The organism is Sedimentibacter saalensis (assembly GCF_007830175.1).
In the GTDB taxonomy this organism is placed as follows: Bacteria; Bacillota; Clostridia; order Tissierellales; family Sedimentibacteraceae; genus Sedimentibacter; species Sedimentibacter saalensis.
Window position 1 is genome coordinate 341865 of record NZ_VLKH01000001.1, and the last position, 18136, is coordinate 360000.

Consider the following 18136-nt stretch of genomic DNA (forward strand, 5'->3'; position numbering starts at 1 on the left):
CTTTTCATTACCATTCTTCAATCAATGCGCCTGTTGTGGCGTTGAAAATGTATCTCTTGTTGTTTGTTTCAATAACCCACACCACTCTTAGCATCTGTTCCTTTGAAATTCTTGCAAGGTCGAAGTATCCCAGGTAAATGTTGTTGATATCCTTAATCATTTCAATTTTAATGGGTTTAATTTCAGAAACCGTTCCTTCTGCTGTTACACTTTCACCTGTGTCAAGGTTTCTGCTTATTACTTCAACTGCAGGTAGAATCTGAGTATTGTTCATTTTGTCCATTTGCGAATCATCTATGTTTCTTATGAACCTTTTGTACGAAACAACTTTGTTGCCTACCACATCAATCTGCAGCGCTGTATTTTCCCTTACCTTGCTGAACAATATAGGTCTTTCAAGAATTTTGTATGAAAATGTGTATCTGTAGCCGTAGTTCCCTTCATGCTGAATGCTTTCAAGATTGCTCAGGTAGACATCCTTTGGAAATCCGAGAAATTCTTCTGTGAAGTTCACAGCTGCAGCAAAGCTTTCATATTGGTCTGTAACGCTGTTCGGGTCAAACACAGCATCATAAAAATCAAGAAGACCTTCTTCATTAATTTTAAGAACTTTTTCTGTTCTGTAGGTGTATACAAGATTTCCGCTTACTTCAACGGATTTTCTCACATAATCGTAATTGTTTTTAAAATAGTCCTTTGCAATTTCATTGATTCTATACGTATCGAACACATCAAGCTCTGACTGCACAAACACGGGATTCATTGCAGAAACTTCAAGAGGAACCGGAACCTGCACCGTTTCATCGCCTATTTTTTGATCAAAGGAATATTTCGTTTCACTTTCGAAATCAAAATTTTTGATTATGTCCAAAAGCTCAGATGTATCAATATTGTCTCCTTCTATTTTCACAGTGTTGATTCCGTCGTAAAAATATAAGGATTTAGTATTTTCAAGATCTACTATTACATTTTTGATATTTTTTACTGCTTTGTTTATTTCAGCATTTTCCAGCTGCATGTGCCCTGTGAATATTTCTGAAGGTATGTTTGTGCTGAAGTCAAACTTAAGATATTCTTTAGGAAACGCGGCAGATTCAGTAACGCTGCTTTTATCATAGTTTTGAAAAGCATCGTTAATAATGTGCACCGTCTTTCCCCACATATCGAATTTGTCCGTATATATGACAGTATAATTTTCCTTGTATTTAATTATATTCTTTATAGGTCTTACAACTTCCCATATATCTGCAACAATAATGTCGTCAGGAACATTGTCTTCTGTGTCTGCGCTGCTTATAAAGTCAGGCAACTGAAGCCATACATAGCTGCTTAAATAGACACATACTACAACCATTACAAACAAGACTATATTTTTAATTTTTTTATGTATCATATATGCCTCTTTATTTAAAATAACTCTGGAATTTTAATAATCATCTCAGTTCCTTTGTTAATTTCGCTTTTTATGGCAATGGTGCTGTCATGGGCATCGGCTATTTGCTTTGCTATGGAAAGTCCAAGACCTGTTCCCCCCATATCTCTTGTTCTAGCCTTATCCACCCTGTAGAACCTTTCAAAAACTCTGGATTGATCTTCGGGAGGAATTCCAATTCCGTCGTCCTTGATGCTCACAACTACGTTGTTGTCTTCCCTGTAAGCAGAAATATACACGTTGCCGTTTTCAGGTGTGTACTTGACTGCATTGCCTGCAATATTTAAAAGTATCTGCTCAAAACCGTCTCTGTCAAATAATATGTGCATGTCTTCAGGAATTTTACCCAGCTGAAGGTGAATATTCTTATTCTTGATTTGAATCTGAAGTTTTTTAAGCACCTGGCTGACCATGTCGCTTAAGCTTAAATTTTCCTTTTTCCACTTAGTCTTGGAATAATCCATTCTTGAAAGCCTTAAGAGGTCGCTTACAAGTCTTGCCATGCGGTCGCTTTCCGAGTTGATGACAGTCAGAAAGTCCACGGCAATCTGTCTTTCTTCCAATGCTCCATCAAGCAAAGTTTCCGTGTAGCTTTTTATTGTTGTTATTGGAGTTTTAAGTTCATGTGAAACATTGGCAACAAATTCTTTTTGAAGCTTGTCAATCTTGTATTGTTCAGTTATATTCTTAAATACAATAATTACGCCTCCAATTTCATTTTTATTGTTCATGAAAGGAGCGTAATCAATGTTATATGTTTCTCCGTTTTGTTCTAAAATATCGGTGCCATGGTAGTTGTTTTTCTTCAAATTATTCAGCATCATTTTGTCCTTGACTCTGACAATGGCAGAATCGTAGTCTTCATCTTCTTTCTTCAAAGAAAGAAGTCTTTCTGCTACTGGGTTTGCGTGAACTATGCTTCCTGCTGCATCAACTGTAAGAACCCCGTCAGCCATGTACTTGAATGTAGTTTCCATCTTGCTTTTTTCCTGCTGAAGTTTAGACATCGTCCCTTTAAGCTCATCAATGAGAAAGTTGAATGTGTTTCCAAGCTGTCCGATTTCATCGTCTGACTTTACATCTACCTTGTGGTCAAAGTCACCCTTTGACATTTGTTCAGCCTTGGCAGTAAGGTCCTTGATTGGGCCTGTTATGCTGGATGACAAAATAAGACCAAGGAATATGGTGATGGCAAGCGCTATTAAGGTAGCCTTGGACATTATGTCCCTGGACTCATTCACGGTGTCGTAAATGTATTCTATGTTGTTAACAAAATAGATGAATCCTTTGATGCTTCCATCAGCGTAAACAGGATATGACATGTGATAGTAAGACGGGTCTTTTTCTCCGTCAAACTCATCGGGAGGAGCAATGTGTGCAGGGTTTCCATCCATTGACTTTGCAAGTATGTAGTTGTTTATTTTATTTGTGTTCAATGCACTTTGCCCTATGACTTCTTCAACACTGCCTGCTATTATTGTTTTCTTCTCATCATTCAATATTACATACAAGTCTTCATTGTATCCAACCTGAAGGCTGTTTATGCTTTTTTGAATTTCCTCTGTTTTATCTTCCCACATGTTCGATTTCAAAGGGTCAGATGACGCTATGATGAACCTTATGCGGGAGTCCATGTTCTTGGAGTTCATCTCCAGCTGTATTTCCTCCAGCTGATCAACAATGTAAATTCCAACTATGGACATGGAAAGAAAAACCAGCAAAAAATAAATTAATACAAATCTCCACTTAATACTTTTAAACATAATTGCACCTAAGGCCGGAGTCACCGGCCTGTCTCCCTATTTGCTCTTGAAGTAATATCCTGTTCCTCTTTTTGTGATTATATACTTGTCTTCTTCAGTTTCAATTTTTTCTCTGAGTCTTCTTACGGTAACATCCACGGTTCTTAAGTCACCGAATTCATATCCCCAGACTTCCTTCAAAAGATGTTCCCTGTTGAAAACCCTGTCTGAATTTTGAAACAAATATTTTAAGAGATCAAATTCTCTGTTTGTAAGATCAATAATTTGGTTGTCCTTGCTGACTTCGTACGTATTCATATCAATTGTAAGGTTTCCTACATTGATTATTTTGGACTTCATTTCTTCATTGACATTTGAAAGTTTAACACGTCTTAAGTTTGCTCTCACCCTTGCAACAAGTTCCTTGTTGCTGAATGGTTTTGTGATGTAGTCATCAGCTCCCAGCTCAAGTCCGGTTATCTTGTCATTTTCTTCTTCTTTTGCTGTAAGCATTATGACAGGCATAACATATTCCATCCTGATTTCCTTGAGAACCTCAAATCCGTTTTTCTTGGGAAGCATTATGTCAAGTATTACAAGCTCCGGATTCAATTTATGAACCACTTTGAGAGCATCTTCGCCGTCATATGCTGTCTGTACTTCAAACCCTTCTTTTTGCAAGTTGTACTTAATTATTTCGGCTATGGGTCTTTCATCATCCACTACTAATATTTTAGGCATAAATTCCTCCATGTGACAATTATCATTAAACAACAGAAAAAATAGATTGTTGATGCTAAAATGGACAGCATTCTTTCATTGTACTAATGCTTATCCAGTGTACCTATGTTTATCCATTGTTCAAATATTATACCATGTTTTTCAAAAATGAACACCATCTTTATTTATAAGCATAAATTAATTTAGGTGGTGAATATAATGAAAAATCATATAGATTACAATAAACTCTGTCCAATTATACAAGGGCAGCTAAATTCAAGCAATAACAACATTTTACCGGTTATAATAAGTTATAAGAGCGACAAAAAAATTAAAGAAGGAAAAATTTCTTCATTATCAAATAAATTAAACTACAATCTTCCCATAGTAAACGGATGCGCCTGCGACATGTGCATTCAATCAATCATTGAAATAACAGAAGACCCGGACGTGGAATTCATAAGCTATGATTCAAAGGTATTCGCAGTAATGGATGTTGCAAGAAGCGTGGTGGGAGCGGATTTGATTACAAACACAAAGTATACAGGCAAAAACATCACAGTTGCCATAATTGATACGGGAATTTCACCCCATGCGGACCTTGTTTACCCCACAAACCGCATAGTAGGATTCAAGGATTTTGTAAACAAGGAAACAAGAGCATACGATGACAACGGACACGGCACTCATTGTGCAGGAATACTTGCCGGAAACGGCTATTCGTCAAAGGGTAAGTACAAAGGAATTGCTCCGGAAGCAAATATTCTTTCAGTGAAAGTTCTTGATGAAAGCGGAAACGGAAACACATCAGACATTTTATCAACTGTCCAGTGGATAATCGAAAATAGGGAGGTTTATAAAACAAGAATAATCAATTTTTCCCTGGGAGCCATTGCTCAGTACAGGGAAAGGAGAGACCCATTGGTTAAAGCAGCAAACAGGGCTATAGACAACAACTTCATAGTTGTTGCAGCAGTAGGAAACAGCGGACCCATGAGAAACACCATACTGTCTCCTGCAACCAGCAGGTATGTAATTTCCGTAGGAGCACTTGATGACGGGCGCACAGTTGAAACAAATGATGATTCAATTGCGGAATTTTCAAGCAGGGGCCCAACTCTTGACAGGGTAAGGAAGCCTGATCTCATAGCTCCCGGAGTAAACATCATGTCTCTTTCCAACAAAAACCTGACCAGTTATACTACATTGAGCGGAACAAGCATGTCCGCCCCAATGGTTTCAGGAGCTGCAGCACTTTTACTGAACGAAAACCCAAATTACACTCATTATGATATTAAGCGAAAGCTGTTGAATGCATGCACGAAAATAAAAGCCTCCTCCATTGAACAAGGCGCAGGAATACTTGATATAAGCAGAATTTTTTTATAAAAAAGATACAGTTCATTTCTATCAATAAATCTTAAATATAAAAATTGTACGGGCGGATCTTGTATCCGCCCGCATGTGAATAATAAAAGGTGCTTAAACAATTACCATCATCATTATTTATATCAGGCTTGCCAATTATATCGCTAATCAGATCGTGACCTTTTAATTTCTTATTTAAATTTAATTTACTCATTACATAACACTTCCTTTGCTAACAATTCATATGATTTAGCAACTTCACTGTTTGGATGATATGCAAATATGCTTAGTCCTTGTGATGGTGCTTCAGCAATTTTTGTTGACACCGTAATAGTATTTTTGAACACTTTAATATATTCCCCATAAGTATCATTAATTGCTTCAAAAACTTCTTTACTCAAGTTTGTCCGCTTATCGTACATTGTTAATAGTATGCCTTCAATTTCTAGATCCGGATTGATTTGTGCCTTAACTCCTTTAACAGTTTCTAAAAGTTGTTCCATTCCACGCATTGATAAATATTGAGCTTGCACTGGTATAATTACACTGTCTGAAGCTACTAAAGCATTTATAGTAAGATTTCCTAATGATGGCAGACAGTCAATTATTATGTAATCAAACATTGGCTTAAATTCCTTGACAATATTCTTAAGTATATTTTCTCGGTTTATAGTATTTAGCATTTTTACTTCAATACTAGATAAACCTATATCTGCAGGCAATAAATATACACCTTCTGCATTTATAAGATACTTGCTTTTTTCAATACTATAATTATAGTCCTTAATTCTATTTTCAATTAAATTTGTAATAGTATTATACAGTTCATCAGGCTCAAATCCTAATGACATTGTCAAATTGGCTTGCCCATCCAAATCAATGAGCAACACCTTCTTGTTAAGTTTTGACAGACTTATTCCTAAACTAATTGCTGTTGTAGTTTTACCAACTCCACCTTTTTGATTTGCTATTGCTATTACTTTACACATATACCCTCCTTATTTTTGGAAACAAAAAAATAATTGCATTAAATGCAACTATTTTTCTTATTTTTCAACATTCTTTTATTTTGTCTTACTGTATACGGCACTCAATAACAAGCATCATTGGACCAATTTTGTAAACCATACAGAAACAGCCTTTATTATATACGGTCAAACCCTCGTTTTTTACATCAGAATAGCATCTTTAAAATAATGTACGTTAAGACGAGTGCAGTTTTGGGCGCACTCATCGGTTAACAGCGGTCGGCATTGCCGACCGCTAAGAAATTTGAACCTGCAACAACTTTTCTTTAGGTGGCTGAACATTTAACAGGGTACACCTTTAGGTTAGCTGTAATTACTGTAAAATAGAAGATACAAGCTTTTCAAGGTATTTGTCACGGATATTTTACTTCACAATAATTAGGTTTTGTGTAATACGGCAGTTTACAAAAACAATTGGTCCTGGTACGGTGCTCCATTAAGAATGATATTTATGTCATTTTCAGCCTTTTTCTTATAATTCTCCCCTATTGCTTCAAAAAGCTGAAGTTCTTTATCAAATATCAAACGTCTAGGATCCTTACCTTTTATTCTGTGTTTTAACTCATAGCTTAATGCCATATTAAAAACTTGGTCATTAAATATCCAATAAGATAATTCAAAAAAATCCTTTGTTATCTTATGCATACTCACTTCTCCTCGTTCTGTATAACAATAATGATACCCATTTTCATCAGAGTAGCAATACGCCCCTTCTTTGTTTTGTGGCGTTCCAGTAGAAAAGCTAATATCAAGTGGTTTATAGATACCATCTGATACGGCTAAAGGCTTAAGCCTTCCATACGTTGCATTCAACTTTTTATCAAGCTCAATTGTGGTATACAGATTGTCTAAATCCATATTATAACCCCCATATTATTTTATAATAACATTTTCTTTTTTATCAATTCAACAATCTCGTCCCCTTGTCACTACGGGACTTTATAAAGAAAGACTGCTACGGATAATGAAAAGCCATCCTTTTTATTATCTTATTAGCCTTTGATTTTTCTGACTTTCTATGATTTTAAAACCATTAATAATAGTAAATTTGCCCCTGAGAAAACATATCCAAATACTCTCCATATTCTCTAACATCTTTAATCTTCTCTTCAAAATTCTCAGGTTTTTTTGAAATTGCAATATCTCGGAATATATTACTAAATAATTGTCCCTTTGAGTATGACGCCCATATAAAAATCAATCCTAGACAGAAATTGAGAGTCAATATTACTATTTTCATTGTAGTCATTCATTTACCTCCAGTCTATTAATTATCGTTTATGGGGTTTTGGTTTTCTCTTATCAGGGTCAAATATATCCGATTCAAGTACTTTTAACGTTGTTTGTTTTTATGTGATGCTATTTCTTCGAACAGTGCAGCCATTTGTGACTATATTGTGGTTTCTGCTGAAATTATTACCACAACTTCACTGCAAGATTTAATTTTTGCAGCCAACAGCCTACGGTCTAAACCGTTGGCGTCTGTTGTCGAAAAATTTATTCTGATTAATATATTATAAATATAACATAAGTAATTCACTACATAAAAGTAATTATAGGAACATTTTTATATCATTAAGACATTTTTATTATTAAAACTACTATCATTTTAAAGAATTATAATATGGTTCAAATAAATCATTGATTGAATTTAATTCTTCATAAACTGTTTTGATTTTATCTTCAGTTAATTCTATTTCGCTATTACTCAGTTTAATGGATTCAATAAGTAAGTTTTGAGAATTTTGAATTATTTTTGCTGCTGCATTACTAATATCTCTTCCTTCATCATATGTTTTATCCACATTTAATAAACCTTTTTTGTAACATTCACTCATGTTTCTTGACAATGAAATTAAATTTTCCATCAATATTCCCATATTATATTGAATATTGCTATAATCCTTGATGTTAGGTGTTTCAATGAAATTTTCTAATAATTCTATTAATTCTTTATTGCCGTTTTGAAAGCTAGAAATATCATTTTCGTAATCTCTATATATTCTTTTGTTTTGGTCTTCTATAATACTCCAAGCGATTAAAAATATTGTAATTATTAAAAATACTGCAATTAACCTTTTTTTGTTCATTCAGAAAGCCCACCTTTTAATCAATTATAATATTTTACAGTAATATAAAAACTAATACACACTTATTTTTAATTAGAAGTATTTTGTAAGATATTACTTGTATTTCGTTATAGTCCAATGTTAATGTCATGAGCATAGCAAGACATTGGTCTACAAGCCAGTGTCCGTCTTCTATCCCTATGTCATTATAATCTTATTATTTTGAAAAATTTATTTCTCCTATTCTGAAGCTAGTACCATTCTGTTGAAATAACTTATTCTTGTCACCATCTATTTCTACTCTCCAAGTAGTTGTGTATTCATCCGAATTATCAACTTCATACTTTTTTATTAATTTTTCAATATTTTCATCAAACATCCAAATTTCATTCTTGCCTTCAGACGGATCTATCTGGTTTACCAATATTCCTATATTATTTTTATCTTTTACAACTCCAGAATAATAATATCCATAAGGTAACTTTACCTTATCTTTATGTGATAAGCTATAACCGTCACCATCTTTAGCATATATGTATACTTGATCTTTAGGATTATACCCTTGCCCTTTTTCCAAATTAAATACTACATTTCCGTTTGGCAGCTCTATAAAGTCAATATTATAAGGGTAAACACTCTTAACTTCATTACTTCTAAGTACAACACCCTTATTATCAATCATTTCGACAATAACATCAATGCCACCCTTTTTTTCCATAAGTCTTTTAACATTTTCATCACTTGCTTTTATAATTACAATATTTCCATTTTATAAGATTCAAAAAAAATGTATGAGCCTTCATACTTTTTCAAGTCAAAATTATTTTTGTCTATTTCATGCATTGTTCTAATATTAGTAGTGTTTTCCATGTAGAGTCTACGCCTCTCATGCTCTGAATTACATTCAGCATATATCTTATCACCTACCTCAAAAAAGTTGCTAATTTCGTATTTAATCCTTACAGCCTGCTCTATCTCCATATCTGTATTAAATCTTATAAGATAACTGCTTGGCATCTCATCACCATAAGGAATTTCTCCATATGCCCCCATATACATTTTCTTATCTTTATTAGAATAGTATAGTGCCGTTACTTCAGCGTATTCTTTCGGAATTTCTTTTAACAAATCTATCCTGTTATTTTTAATGTTTACTCTGTATATAAAGTTTCTTCTATCTGTAGAAAGGTATGAGGCTTCAGTATAATACCGCATATTATATACCTTATCGTTTTCATCAAGCTGCACAGAATCTATGGCATCAAAATAAGGTATTTCTTCCACTAGATCAACCTCATTTAAAGTATTTATATGTATTATATCTTTATCACCATTCAAATTTACTACGATTAATGATATCAATAACACTATGGTTAAACTAATAAATAACTTTTTTACCATGTCATTTGTCCTTTCAACTAATTTTCAGGAATTTGAAAGTTAGCATGTTATCAATTTTCATTTATGTATGATGCTCAATTTTGTCATTTTCGCAAACTAAAATGTTATTTCTTACTAGTCTTAATTTTTCTTATATGAAGAATTGTTAGAATCAGCAATACAGTATTTATTCCTGCTACTGCTGGTGAACAGTCAACGTTTTCATAAAACATCTGTCTTCCTGATAAATATAGCATAAAAAATTCACTGCATAAAAGTAAGTAAAGGAACATTTTTATATCATTAAAGGCATTTTTATTTTCTTCTTTATTCTTTCTTTCAATTTTTTTATTGCTTTCATTGTTCATCTCTCATTATCCTTTACTAATATTATTTTTATTTATGATATTAGTTCCGTCTCAAAGCACGATTAATATTTCAACCCAATTGATTCAATAAAATCTTTTTGCTGAGAACGACCATTTCCTTCTCTAAAAGGATGAAGTGCATTTATTTCGCTCATATAAAAAGAAAGACCATCATATATAGCATCGTTACCTGCATTAATAAGATAGTTTTCTTCTTTAAGTTTATTAAAGACATAATCCGCATAGCTCTCGATATTTTCATAATAGCAAAAAACACTGCCCTTAGATATGTTAACATTTCTAATTTGTCCGGCCCACTCATATATATCTTTGAAAATATTGTAGTGTATATCCTTTAAATGTTTGAAATCCAATTTTCCTTTTAGTGGTTCATTTTCAATTTCCATTATTCTTAATGAACTTATTTCTCTTTCAGCAATGCCTAAATCATGTTCATTTGTTATATTTAATTTATTTTTTAGAACAGAAGAATTGGGATAACAATACTTTAAATCGTTATCAAAGCTGTATGAATAATCAGTATTCATAGTCTACACTCTTTTCACAGTATGTTTTTCCACAAGTTTTTTTACAGTATCATTAATTGTGGTTTTTCCAGTTAAACAATCTCTCATTCTTATTTTATCGTTGTTGGTTAATGGCATTCCTTCAATTGATAGATTTGCATTAACATTTCGTATTATTTTTTCTATTCTTTTATCATCCATAATAATCCCTCCAACCATACATATTTTATCATATTTAGGCAATTTTATCTACAAAAACCTTAACTCTTTACTTATATTCTAAGGCTGAATTCTCCACTTGCTTAAAGCTTAATTTCTATTTAACTGCATTTGAAACAACATAATATCCTAATATATAAATTAAAAACAAATATATCAATAATACCGCAAAATAAATTGCAAATCTAATACGTTTTAATTTAAGATGACGAAAATATTTACTATTTAAAAACACATATGCTGTTACAGGCATAAAGATAATAATAATTATTATCGCTTTTAAGATATAATCACCGCCACCAAAAAACTGTGACCATTTTATTATAATTATTATAGTTAATATGAAATACAATACATATTTAAAATTTTTTTCATTATAGAACTCCAATTTATTCTAAAAATAAAATACTATACTACATCTCATGCAAAACTTGCAATTGCACTTATATTAAAAATTAATTTTCTCAAGTGTGTCACTATTTTTCTATTTAATTTTTATTAAATACTATCATATAAAGGCTGATTGTGCGTGGACATGTTGAAAACAATATATGTTTTTGTAAAAACTTAAGATTCGTGTGTTAATTAAAGAAGTTCAAAAATATGAAAGGATTAAAAATTAGATTGGACTAAAAAAAGAATGCTATGCATTCCCTAGACTATTGACAAACTTAATTTCTACATATTGTAGCGGAGGATCTTGTGTCCTCCCGTGGGATTAATACAAACAATAAATTGTTATCTGCGGGAGAGCACAAGGCTCTCCCCTACGTACTTAGATTTCAACATCACCACAATTACCAATATTATTAATTAAAATAACTTTGTCAGAAGCCTGAGGAATGCTATGCATTCCATTAGGTTTATGACAATATTATTCCTTTGCCCATGGACTGGGCCTTTACCAGCAGTGCTTCAGCCTTGCTGAACAACTCTTCAATTGTTTCTCCGTTGTATTCCACCAGGGCGCCGCATGTGCTCAAACTTGTGTTATTGATGTTAAGGTTGTAATTTTTTGTTTCCATTTTTACTTTTTCAACCATAAGCTTGGCTATGTCAATGTCCACGTTGTTCATAACAACTATGAATTTGTCATTTTCATATCTTCCTGCAACATCAATTTTTCTTACTACAGAGCTAAGTATCCTGGCAAAATCCTGAAGAACCTTATCTCCTGTGTTCATGCCGTAGCTTAAGTTGAACGTCTTGAAATCGTCAATGTCTATAATCAGCATGCAGAAGTTGGCTCCTTCTTCTTTATATGATGCAATACTATTGTTTATGCAGTCAATCATGAACTGAAAATTGTAAAGTCTTGTGAGCATATCTACATTGGCTCTTGATTTTATTTCATTTTCCAGATGTTGTATCTGCCTGTCCTTTTCCAGCACAATTCTTCTGATTTCCTTTTTTTCAGTTACATCCTGTGCGGCAATGTAAAATGTGTCATCCTTGTATCCGAAAACACTAAGCCTTAGATATCTTTCAAAGTTCGGAAAATACTGCTCAATTATTTTATGTTCATTTGTCATGGCAGCTTCGGATAATATTCTCGGCCAATCAAACAACGAATCTGAAAGCTTTGGAAAAAGTATTGCCATGTTTTGATTCACCAACGCTTCCGGCCTAAAACCTGTTATGCCCTCTACCTTATCGTTGCAGAAAATCGCGAATAAATCAATCTTTCCTGTTTCCCCTCGTACAATTTTGCACTTTATCAATGCGTCAGAAATATAATTGCTAAATTCAATCATACTTACACCCCCTAGTTATATTCTGTCAATTTTAATAGCACTGGTCAAACTCATCAAAATCCCCCTTTAATAGACTTGACACCACCTTCTTTACTGTGCTGTATTCAAATCCCTTGTTAATTAAATAGTTCGACAATTTAAGCGTTTTTTTGCGGGTATCCTCTTCCTTCATTGAAGCGAGCTTTTTTTTGGCTAGCAAAAATGCTCTTTCTATTTCCTCTTCTTCAGACACGCTGCTCAGTTTTTCATCTATTATTTCCTTATTTATTCCCTTGTTGTACAATGCTTCTTTTATTTTTCGCCTGCCGTCTTTTGATGTGTTTATTTTGCTGCTAATGAACATTTCACTGTATCTTTCATCATCGATGTATCTTTGTTCTCTTAGCTTTTTTATGACATTTTCAATGAAGATTACATCATAACCCTTATCCTGCATTTTCATCTTAAGCTCTTTTTCGCTTTTTGGAGCTCTTGAAAGCAAGTTGACTGCGTAGTTGTATGCATTCATTTCTTCCTCTGCAGTTAATATTTCACTTATGAAATCATCATCTAGTTCCATGTTCTTTGCAAGGGAATATTTTATCATAACATTCATGTCAACAGCAAAGGCATAGCTGTCATCAAGGTAAATGTTAAATCTGTCTTTATTCTTTTTTTGATATTCGATTTTCGTAATTTTTTTCATATTTCCCTCGCAATAATTTTATATATTTTATCATGTTTATCGAAATTTATCAACTTTTGTATTATTAACAAAAAAAAGGAGAAGATTTCTCTTCTCAGAATATTGACAAACCCTGACGCTGTCATCCAACGATAGTGAAGGATCTCATATTTGTTGAAAACATGAGATTCTTCGGCTTCGCCTCAGAATGACAACGACCAATTTTTTTGTTTTGTCATCAGGCTGAGAAGATTTCTCTTCTCCACTAAATACTGACAATTATGTTTATTGTACTAATTGCAGGGGCGGATTATTGTGAGACCACTGAAAAAGTCTATTTTGTCATCCTGAACGTTAGTGAAGGATCTCATCTTTTGTTGAAAATATGAGATTCTTCGAGCAAGCTCTCAGAATGACAGCGAATAAATGTATAGTTTTTCAGTGACTTCATTATTGTCCTCCCTTACAATTCAAAATTTATCTTATTTTAAGTTTTTTGCTCTTTCTCTTATTTGGATTTCTTCTTCATCCTTTGGCTCATCCATCACAAGTCCGTGAGGAACTTTCTTGCCGTCAGCATCAACAGAAATAAATGTTATAAACCCTTCAACAGGTTGGATTTTGTTAAGTTCCATGTCAAGTCTCGTGTACACAACTATACTTGTCTTTCCAACGTGAACAACCTTGCTTGTGAATTTTACTATTTCTCCTCGGTTGATTGGAGTTCTGAACACAAAGCCATGAATATTGAGGCATACAACTCTTTCAGGATCTCCAATTGTTGAAGCAGCTGCAATGAATGCAGACTCTACAAACCATTCTGCAGTGCGTCCTGCGAACAATGTGCCGTGATGATTCAAATCTTCTGATTTTACCAATCTTGAACAAATATACTCCTTCATTTTACCTCCTTATATTATGCTTCTTGTTGTCTCTTATGCCACATAACAAGCATTGGGCCTGCAAGACAAACTGTTGAATAGCAGCCGCTTATAACTCCAACTAGCATTGGTATTGCAAATGTCTTGATTGAATCAATGTTGTAGGCAAATGCCAGTATGCATACAATCAAAATGCTTATGCCTGTTGTTATGCTTGTGTTGATTGATCTTGAAAGCGACTGGTTGATGCTTGTGTCAACAAGCTCTTCGAATGTTTTCTTTTCAAAATATGGTTTGTTTTCTCTTATGCGGTCATAAATAACTATGGTGTCGTTGATTGAATAACCTATTATTGTCAGTGTTACTGCTATAAATGAGTCATTAATAGGCATTTTGAATATTACAAATATGAAGAACACCACCAGCACATCGTGAACAAGTGCTATTAATCCTATAACACCTGCAGAAAGCCCTGATATTTTTTTGAATCTGAAGCGTACATAGATTATTATAAACAATGATGTAAGCCCAAGAGCTATAAGACCGTTTGTGAGGAATCTCTTGCCTATGAACGGCTGTACCACATTTGATTCAGACAATTCAAGCTGAGCATCGGGAAATGCTTTTTTAAGCTCTGCATCAAACTTATCCTGGTCGTTGGCATCAAGACCGCTGTTGCCTGACAGGTTGAATACAATTTTCTTGCTGTGGGTAGCCAGGTCTTCTGTAAGCTGGACTTCCGTGTTTCTGTTTAATATTTCAGTTGCCTTGTCTGCTGCTACTTCAGCATCCATTTCACCTGTGTATGAATATTTTATTATTGCCCCTCCCTTGAACTGAATGGACAAATTAACTCCGTTTATAAACAGTGCAACTAGGCCAACTATCATTATGGCAGCGGATAAAGCAAAAAATATTTTTCTTTTCTCATAAAATTTAATCATTATTTTGCCTCCTTAACTTTAACCCCGTACAGGGATTTTTTTGCGAACGCATCGTTCATGCTCATTGATTTAGATATTATTTGTGATGCAGTCACTCCTGAAACAAAGTTAAGAATACATCCAACCATCAAGGTGTAGCCAAATGAAAGCATTGAACCTGTTCCGAATATCATCATTATTATGGCTGCAGCTATTGTTGTTATGTTACCGTCAAAAACCGCTGAAAATGCCTTCTTGTATCCTGTGTCTATGCAATATCCCAAAGACCTTCCGGCTCTTAGTTCTTCTCTTATTCTTTCAGCAATTATTACATTGGCATCAACTCCCATTCCTATGGACAGAATTATACCTGCGATACCTGTGAGAGTAAGAGTTACCTGAGGTATTGAAAGGGCAAGCATTTGTATTGATACCTGAAGAATAATAGCCAAACATGCAACAAAACCCAATATTCTGTAGTAGAAAATCATGAACAGACATACAAATGCAAATGCCAGCATTCCTGCCTTTATCATAACATCAAGAGCTCCAGAACCCAATGTAGGTGTTATGGTGCTGTGATTTTTTGATACCAGTGAGAAAGGAAGAGCACCTGAATTTATTTTGTCAGAAAGGTCCTTTGCTTCCTCAACGCTTCCTATGTCGCTTATTACAGAGTTTCCTCCGGATATTTTTTCTCTTACGTTAGGAGCAGAAATCAATGTTTCATCCATGTAAATGGATATTCTTTGACCTACAAGTCTTTCTGTAGCATCTGCAAACTGTTTTGCTCCCTCATTATTGAACACTAATGTTACAACAGGTTTGCCTGTTTTTTTGTCAAGCTGCACAACACTTTCCTTTACATCCTTGCCTTCCACCAGAATATTTCCATCCGGGTCTCTGAAAGTAAGTCTTGCTGTTTCACCAAGCTCAGCAATTGCTGCCTGAGGATTGAAATTTGTTTCACCTGATTTCCAAGGAAATCTTACAATTATTTGCCCATTGTTATTGTCTACAGTAATTTCTCTGTCCAGAATGTTCTGAGCATCCATTCTTGTTTCCATTATGATTTTTGCAGATTCAAGCTCGCTTGCTGTAGGCACCCTATTAAGGTCTGCCGGTTCAAACACCGCTTCTACTCCGCCTCTTATGTCAATTCCAAATCTTATATCCTTCATTCCCTTGATTTGAACCGATCCTGCATTTACACCAAAGACTGCAACCAATGATATGCATATTATCAGCAATATTACAAGGATGTACATGTTTTTATTTAATCTCATTGTTTCCTCCTGATTTGTTTTATTATGTTGTTATGATTTCACGCATCATCCTTTTTTTGCCGTCACTCTTGTTTGTGTAGAACACCACAAACACGCTGTAATTAAACAGCCTGAAGATTTCACTTATGACTGAAGAATGTTTGTGTTTATAAATACTTGCATTTAGGCTAACATTTACCAAAATATATGTCTTGAACAAGCTGAACATAAAATTGCTGTTTGCTTTGAAGATGTGAGAATTCTCGTTTTGAGCATACTCTTCCTCTAATATGCTGATACTTTCAGTTTCCGCATACATTTCTATGTTGTTTTGTCCGTCAGTTTCTAATTTTTGGTTGTTTTTAAACTGCAAAATAAAAATCGAGGCCATAATGACTAAAATCATTATGGCTGCAAGTTTTCTGTTGCTTTTCATTTAGTCATCCTTCCCCGATCATTTAATCATTTAATCTTTTAATTAATGTTGTATTATTTCTCGCTAGTCCATTTTAACATTAAATTTAGGGCTGCATATATCACTATTATTACAAAAAATATTGCGGCCATTCCCATTCCCATGAGTTCTAATGATTTTATAACATCTATGTCCATACAAACCTCCTACAACAACAGTGCCGGTACAAGACCTATTATTACGCCGCCGGCTATAACTGAAGCAATTTGTCCTGACACATTAGCTCCTACAGCATGCATCAAAAGGTGATTTTGAGAGTCTGCTTCAAGACCCATCTTCTGAATAACTCTTGATGACATTGGGAATGCAGATATTCCTGCAGCACCAACCATTGGATTTATTTTTTCCTTCAGGAACAAATTAAGGAACTTAGCAAACAATGCTCCTGCGATTGTATCAAACACAAATGCCAGCAATCCCAAAACCATTATTAACAATGTCTCCTTTGTAACAAAATATTCAGCCTTCATGCTTGCTGAAATTGTAAGTCCCAAAAGCAGTGTAATGAGGTTTACCAAATCTTTTTGAGCTGTTTCAGAAAGTGACCTGAGCACTCCACATTCTCTTATGAGGTTTCCGAACATCAAAAATCCTACCAGAGAAATGGAAGCCGGTGCTACAAGACCTGCAATCAATGTTACAACTATTGGGAACAAAAGTCTTGTCATTCTTGAAACACTTTTTGGATTGTACTTCATTCTTATTTTGCGGTCTTTTTCTGTAGTGCATATTTTTATTGCAAAGGGCTGTATTATTGGCACAAGCGCCATGTATGAGTATGCCGCCACTGCTATAGGCCCTATGTAGTTGCTCTTTAAAACCTGCGAAACCAAAATTGATGTAGGACCGTCAGCTGCTCCTATGATTCCTATGGCTGCTGCATCTGTGAGAGAAAATCCCAGAAGCGTTGCAACCGTAACTGTAGCAAAAATTCCGAACTGGGCTGCTGCGCCGAAAAGCAGAAGCCTTGGGTTTGACAAAAGGGGTCCGAAGTCAATCATGGCTCCAATTCCTATAAACAATAAGAGTGGCATCATTTCAGAAGCTTCTATTCCTACTTCAAAAAGCCAATCTATTATTCCCTGTACTTCACCAATTCCTTGTAAAGTCTGATTTAACACGCCTGAACTTGGTATGTTAACCAAAATTGCTCCAAATCCCATTGGCAGCAACAGGGCTGGTTCAAGTTCCTTTGCAATTGCCAAGTAAATTAGAGTGCCACCTATAATCCACATTAAAATTTGCTGCCAGGTAACCTGAGTAATACCGTTAGTTAAAAATTCCATTTCCCGCTCCTTTTTGTTTATTCTTGTGTATTCTA

Annotated in this window: 21 protein-coding genes; 1 reads left to right on the forward strand and 20 read right to left on the reverse strand. The window is 34.3% G+C overall.

Annotation, left to right across the window (positions count from 1 at the left end):
* Positions 1–7: 7 nt before the first annotated feature.
* Genes LY60_RS01485 through LY60_RS01495 form a run of 3 tightly spaced genes read right to left on the reverse strand, consistent with a single transcriptional unit; the run spans position 8 to position 3915 of the window.
* Positions 8–1393 (reverse strand): hypothetical protein, encoded by a 1386-nt coding sequence (locus LY60_RS01485; RefSeq protein WP_145079007.1) that lies wholly within the window; start codon positions 1391–1393, stop codon positions 8–10.
* A 14-nt stretch (positions 1394–1407) separates the two neighbouring features.
* Entirely contained in the window at positions 1408–3195 is a 1788-nt protein-coding gene (locus LY60_RS01490; protein ID WP_145079010.1) for a HAMP domain-containing sensor histidine kinase, read from the reverse strand.
* Between the two features lie 36 nt (positions 3196–3231).
* The gene (locus LY60_RS01495; RefSeq protein ID WP_019227383.1) at positions 3232–3915 is read right to left on the reverse strand and encodes a response regulator; all 684 of its coding nucleotides are present in this window, start codon (positions 3913–3915) and stop codon (positions 3232–3234) included.
* Positions 3916–4113: 198 nt separating this feature from the next.
* Between LY60_RS01495 and LY60_RS01500 the strand changes: the two genes are divergently transcribed.
* On the forward strand, positions 4114–5283 hold the full coding sequence (locus tag LY60_RS01500) for a S8 family peptidase (RefSeq protein ID WP_145079013.1): 1170 nt from the start codon (positions 4114–4116) through the stop codon (positions 5281–5283).
* Between the two features lie 185 nt (positions 5284–5468).
* Here the strand turns inward: LY60_RS01500 and LY60_RS01505 are convergent, their stop codons facing one another.
* The 17 genes from LY60_RS01505 to LY60_RS01570 all read right to left on the reverse strand — a co-directional run bounded on the left by LY60_RS01505 (position 5469) and on the right by LY60_RS01570 (position 18101).
* Positions 5469–6251 (reverse strand): ParA family protein, encoded by a 783-nt coding sequence (locus LY60_RS01505; protein ID WP_145079016.1) that lies wholly within the window; start codon positions 6249–6251, stop codon positions 5469–5471.
* A gap of 441 nt (positions 6252–6692) precedes the next feature.
* Positions 6693–7148 (reverse strand): Imm63 family immunity protein, encoded by a 456-nt coding sequence (locus LY60_RS01510; RefSeq protein ID WP_145079019.1) that lies wholly within the window; start codon positions 7146–7148, stop codon positions 6693–6695.
* Positions 7149–7323: 175 nt separating this feature from the next.
* Positions 7324–7539 carry a hypothetical protein gene (locus LY60_RS01515; RefSeq protein WP_145079022.1) on the reverse strand — a complete coding sequence of 72 codons (216 nt, stop codon included), beginning with the start codon at positions 7537–7539 and terminating at the stop codon, positions 7324–7326.
* Positions 7540–7894: 355 nt separating this feature from the next.
* The gene (locus LY60_RS01520; protein WP_145079025.1) at positions 7895–8380 is read right to left on the reverse strand and encodes a hypothetical protein; all 486 of its coding nucleotides are present in this window, start codon (positions 8378–8380) and stop codon (positions 7895–7897) included.
* 196 nt (positions 8381–8576) lie between these two features.
* Positions 8577–9077: a hypothetical protein gene (locus LY60_RS01525; protein ID WP_145079028.1), complete on the reverse strand. Its 501-nt coding sequence runs from the start codon at positions 9075–9077 to the stop codon at positions 8577–8579.
* A 35-nt stretch (positions 9078–9112) separates the two neighbouring features.
* A complete protein-coding gene (locus LY60_RS01530; RefSeq protein ID WP_145079031.1) occupies positions 9113–9760 on the reverse strand; it encodes a hypothetical protein in 648 nt (215 codons plus the stop codon).
* 104 nt (positions 9761–9864) lie between these two features.
* On the reverse strand, positions 9865–10107 hold the full coding sequence (locus LY60_RS01535; protein ID WP_145079034.1) for a hypothetical protein: 243 nt from the start codon (positions 10105–10107) through the stop codon (positions 9865–9867).
* 62 nt (positions 10108–10169) lie between these two features.
* Positions 10170–10655, reverse strand: coding sequence for a Fic/DOC family protein (locus tag LY60_RS01540; RefSeq protein WP_145079037.1), 486 nt, complete (start codon positions 10653–10655; stop codon positions 10170–10172).
* A gap of 3 nt (positions 10656–10658) precedes the next feature.
* Positions 10659–10835: a hypothetical protein gene (locus LY60_RS17915; RefSeq protein ID WP_019227893.1), complete on the reverse strand. Its 177-nt coding sequence runs from the start codon at positions 10833–10835 to the stop codon at positions 10659–10661.
* Between the two features lie 881 nt (positions 10836–11716).
* A complete protein-coding gene (locus LY60_RS01545; RefSeq protein WP_145079040.1) occupies positions 11717–12607 on the reverse strand; it encodes a sensor domain-containing diguanylate cyclase in 891 nt (296 codons plus the stop codon).
* A 31-nt stretch (positions 12608–12638) separates the two neighbouring features.
* Positions 12639–13292: a RecX family transcriptional regulator gene (locus tag LY60_RS01550; protein ID WP_145079043.1), complete on the reverse strand. Its 654-nt coding sequence runs from the start codon at positions 13290–13292 to the stop codon at positions 12639–12641.
* Positions 13293–13753: 461 nt separating this feature from the next.
* Positions 13754–14173, reverse strand: a complete 420-nt coding sequence (locus LY60_RS01555) for an acyl-CoA thioesterase (RefSeq protein ID WP_145079046.1) — start codon at positions 14171–14173, stop codon at positions 13754–13756.
* Between the two features lie 14 nt (positions 14174–14187).
* On the reverse strand, positions 14188–15096 hold the full coding sequence (gene secF, locus LY60_RS18120) for a protein translocase subunit SecF (RefSeq protein WP_246145339.1): 909 nt from the start codon (positions 15094–15096) through the stop codon (positions 14188–14190).
* On the reverse strand, positions 15096–16361 hold the full coding sequence (secD, locus tag LY60_RS18125; protein ID WP_040581959.1) for a protein translocase subunit SecD: 1266 nt from the start codon (positions 16359–16361) through the stop codon (positions 15096–15098). The genes secF and secD overlap by 1 nt, the downstream gene beginning before the upstream one ends.
* Before the next feature lie 22 nt (positions 16362–16383).
* Positions 16384–16776 (reverse strand): hypothetical protein, encoded by a 393-nt coding sequence (locus tag LY60_RS01565; protein WP_145079049.1) that lies wholly within the window; start codon positions 16774–16776, stop codon positions 16384–16386.
* A 53-nt stretch (positions 16777–16829) separates the two neighbouring features.
* Positions 16830–16952 carry an OadG-related small transporter subunit gene (locus LY60_RS18280; RefSeq protein ID WP_281291804.1) on the reverse strand — a complete coding sequence of 41 codons (123 nt, stop codon included), beginning with the start codon at positions 16950–16952 and terminating at the stop codon, positions 16830–16832.
* A 9-nt stretch (positions 16953–16961) separates the two neighbouring features.
* Positions 16962–18101, reverse strand: a complete 1140-nt coding sequence (locus tag LY60_RS01570) for a sodium ion-translocating decarboxylase subunit beta (protein ID WP_145079052.1) — start codon at positions 18099–18101, stop codon at positions 16962–16964.
* Positions 18102–18136: the final 35 nt, after the last annotated feature.

What these genes read in the sequence shown, in the direction of transcription:
- LY60_RS01485 (WP_145079007.1), bottom strand. Translation starts at nt 1,393, where the DNA reads ATGATACATAAAAAAATTAAAAATATAGTCTTGTTTGTAATGGTTGTA.
- LY60_RS01490 (WP_145079010.1), bottom strand. Translation starts at nt 3,195, where the DNA reads ATGTTTAAAAGTATTAAGTGGAGATTTGTATTAATTTATTTTTTGCTG.
- LY60_RS01495 (WP_019227383.1), bottom strand. Translation starts at nt 3,915, where the DNA reads ATGCCTAAAATATTAGTAGTGGATGATGAAAGACCCATAGCCGAAATA.
- LY60_RS01500 (WP_145079013.1), top strand. Translation starts at nt 4,114, where the DNA reads ATGAAAAATCATATAGATTACAATAAACTCTGTCCAATTATACAAGGG.
- LY60_RS01505 (WP_145079016.1), bottom strand. Translation starts at nt 6,251, where the DNA reads ATGTGTAAAGTAATAGCAATAGCAAATCAAAAAGGTGGAGTTGGTAAA.
- LY60_RS01510 (WP_145079019.1), bottom strand. Translation starts at nt 7,148, where the DNA reads ATGGATTTAGACAATCTGTATACCACAATTGAGCTTGATAAAAAGTTG.
- LY60_RS01515 (WP_145079022.1), bottom strand. Translation starts at nt 7,539, where the DNA reads ATGACTACAATGAAAATAGTAATATTGACTCTCAATTTCTGTCTAGGA.
- LY60_RS01520 (WP_145079025.1), bottom strand. Translation starts at nt 8,380, where the DNA reads ATGAACAAAAAAAGGTTAATTGCAGTATTTTTAATAATTACAATATTT.
- LY60_RS01525 (WP_145079028.1), bottom strand. Translation starts at nt 9,077, where the DNA reads ATGGAAAAAAAGGGTGGCATTGATGTTATTGTCGAAATGATTGATAAT.
- LY60_RS01530 (WP_145079031.1), bottom strand. Translation starts at nt 9,760, where the DNA reads ATGGTAAAAAAGTTATTTATTAGTTTAACCATAGTGTTATTGATATCA.
- LY60_RS01535 (WP_145079034.1), bottom strand. Translation starts at nt 10,107, where the DNA reads ATGAACAATGAAAGCAATAAAAAAATTGAAAGAAAGAATAAAGAAGAA.
- LY60_RS01540 (WP_145079037.1), bottom strand. Translation starts at nt 10,655, where the DNA reads ATGAATACTGATTATTCATACAGCTTTGATAACGATTTAAAGTATTGT.
- LY60_RS17915 (WP_019227893.1), bottom strand. Translation starts at nt 10,835, where the DNA reads ATGGATGATAAAAGAATAGAAAAAATAATACGAAATGTTAATGCAAAT.
- LY60_RS01545 (WP_145079040.1), bottom strand. Translation starts at nt 12,607, where the DNA reads ATGATTGAATTTAGCAATTATATTTCTGACGCATTGATAAAGTGCAAA.
- LY60_RS01550 (WP_145079043.1), bottom strand. Translation starts at nt 13,292, where the DNA reads ATGAAAAAAATTACGAAAATCGAATATCAAAAAAAGAATAAAGACAGA.
- LY60_RS01555 (WP_145079046.1), bottom strand. Translation starts at nt 14,173, where the DNA reads ATGAAGGAGTATATTTGTTCAAGATTGGTAAAATCAGAAGATTTGAAT.
- secF (WP_246145339.1), bottom strand. Translation starts at nt 15,096, where the DNA reads ATGATTAAATTTTATGAGAAAAGAAAAATATTTTTTGCTTTATCCGCT.
- secD (WP_040581959.1), bottom strand. Translation starts at nt 16,361, where the DNA reads ATGAGATTAAATAAAAACATGTACATCCTTGTAATATTGCTGATAATA.
- LY60_RS01565 (WP_145079049.1), bottom strand. Translation starts at nt 16,776, where the DNA reads ATGAAAAGCAACAGAAAACTTGCAGCCATAATGATTTTAGTCATTATG.
- LY60_RS18280 (WP_281291804.1), bottom strand. Translation starts at nt 16,952, where the DNA reads ATGGACATAGATGTTATAAAATCATTAGAACTCATGGGAATGGGAATG.
- LY60_RS01570 (WP_145079052.1), bottom strand. Translation starts at nt 18,101, where the DNA reads ATGGAATTTTTAACTAACGGTATTACTCAGGTTACCTGGCAGCAAATT.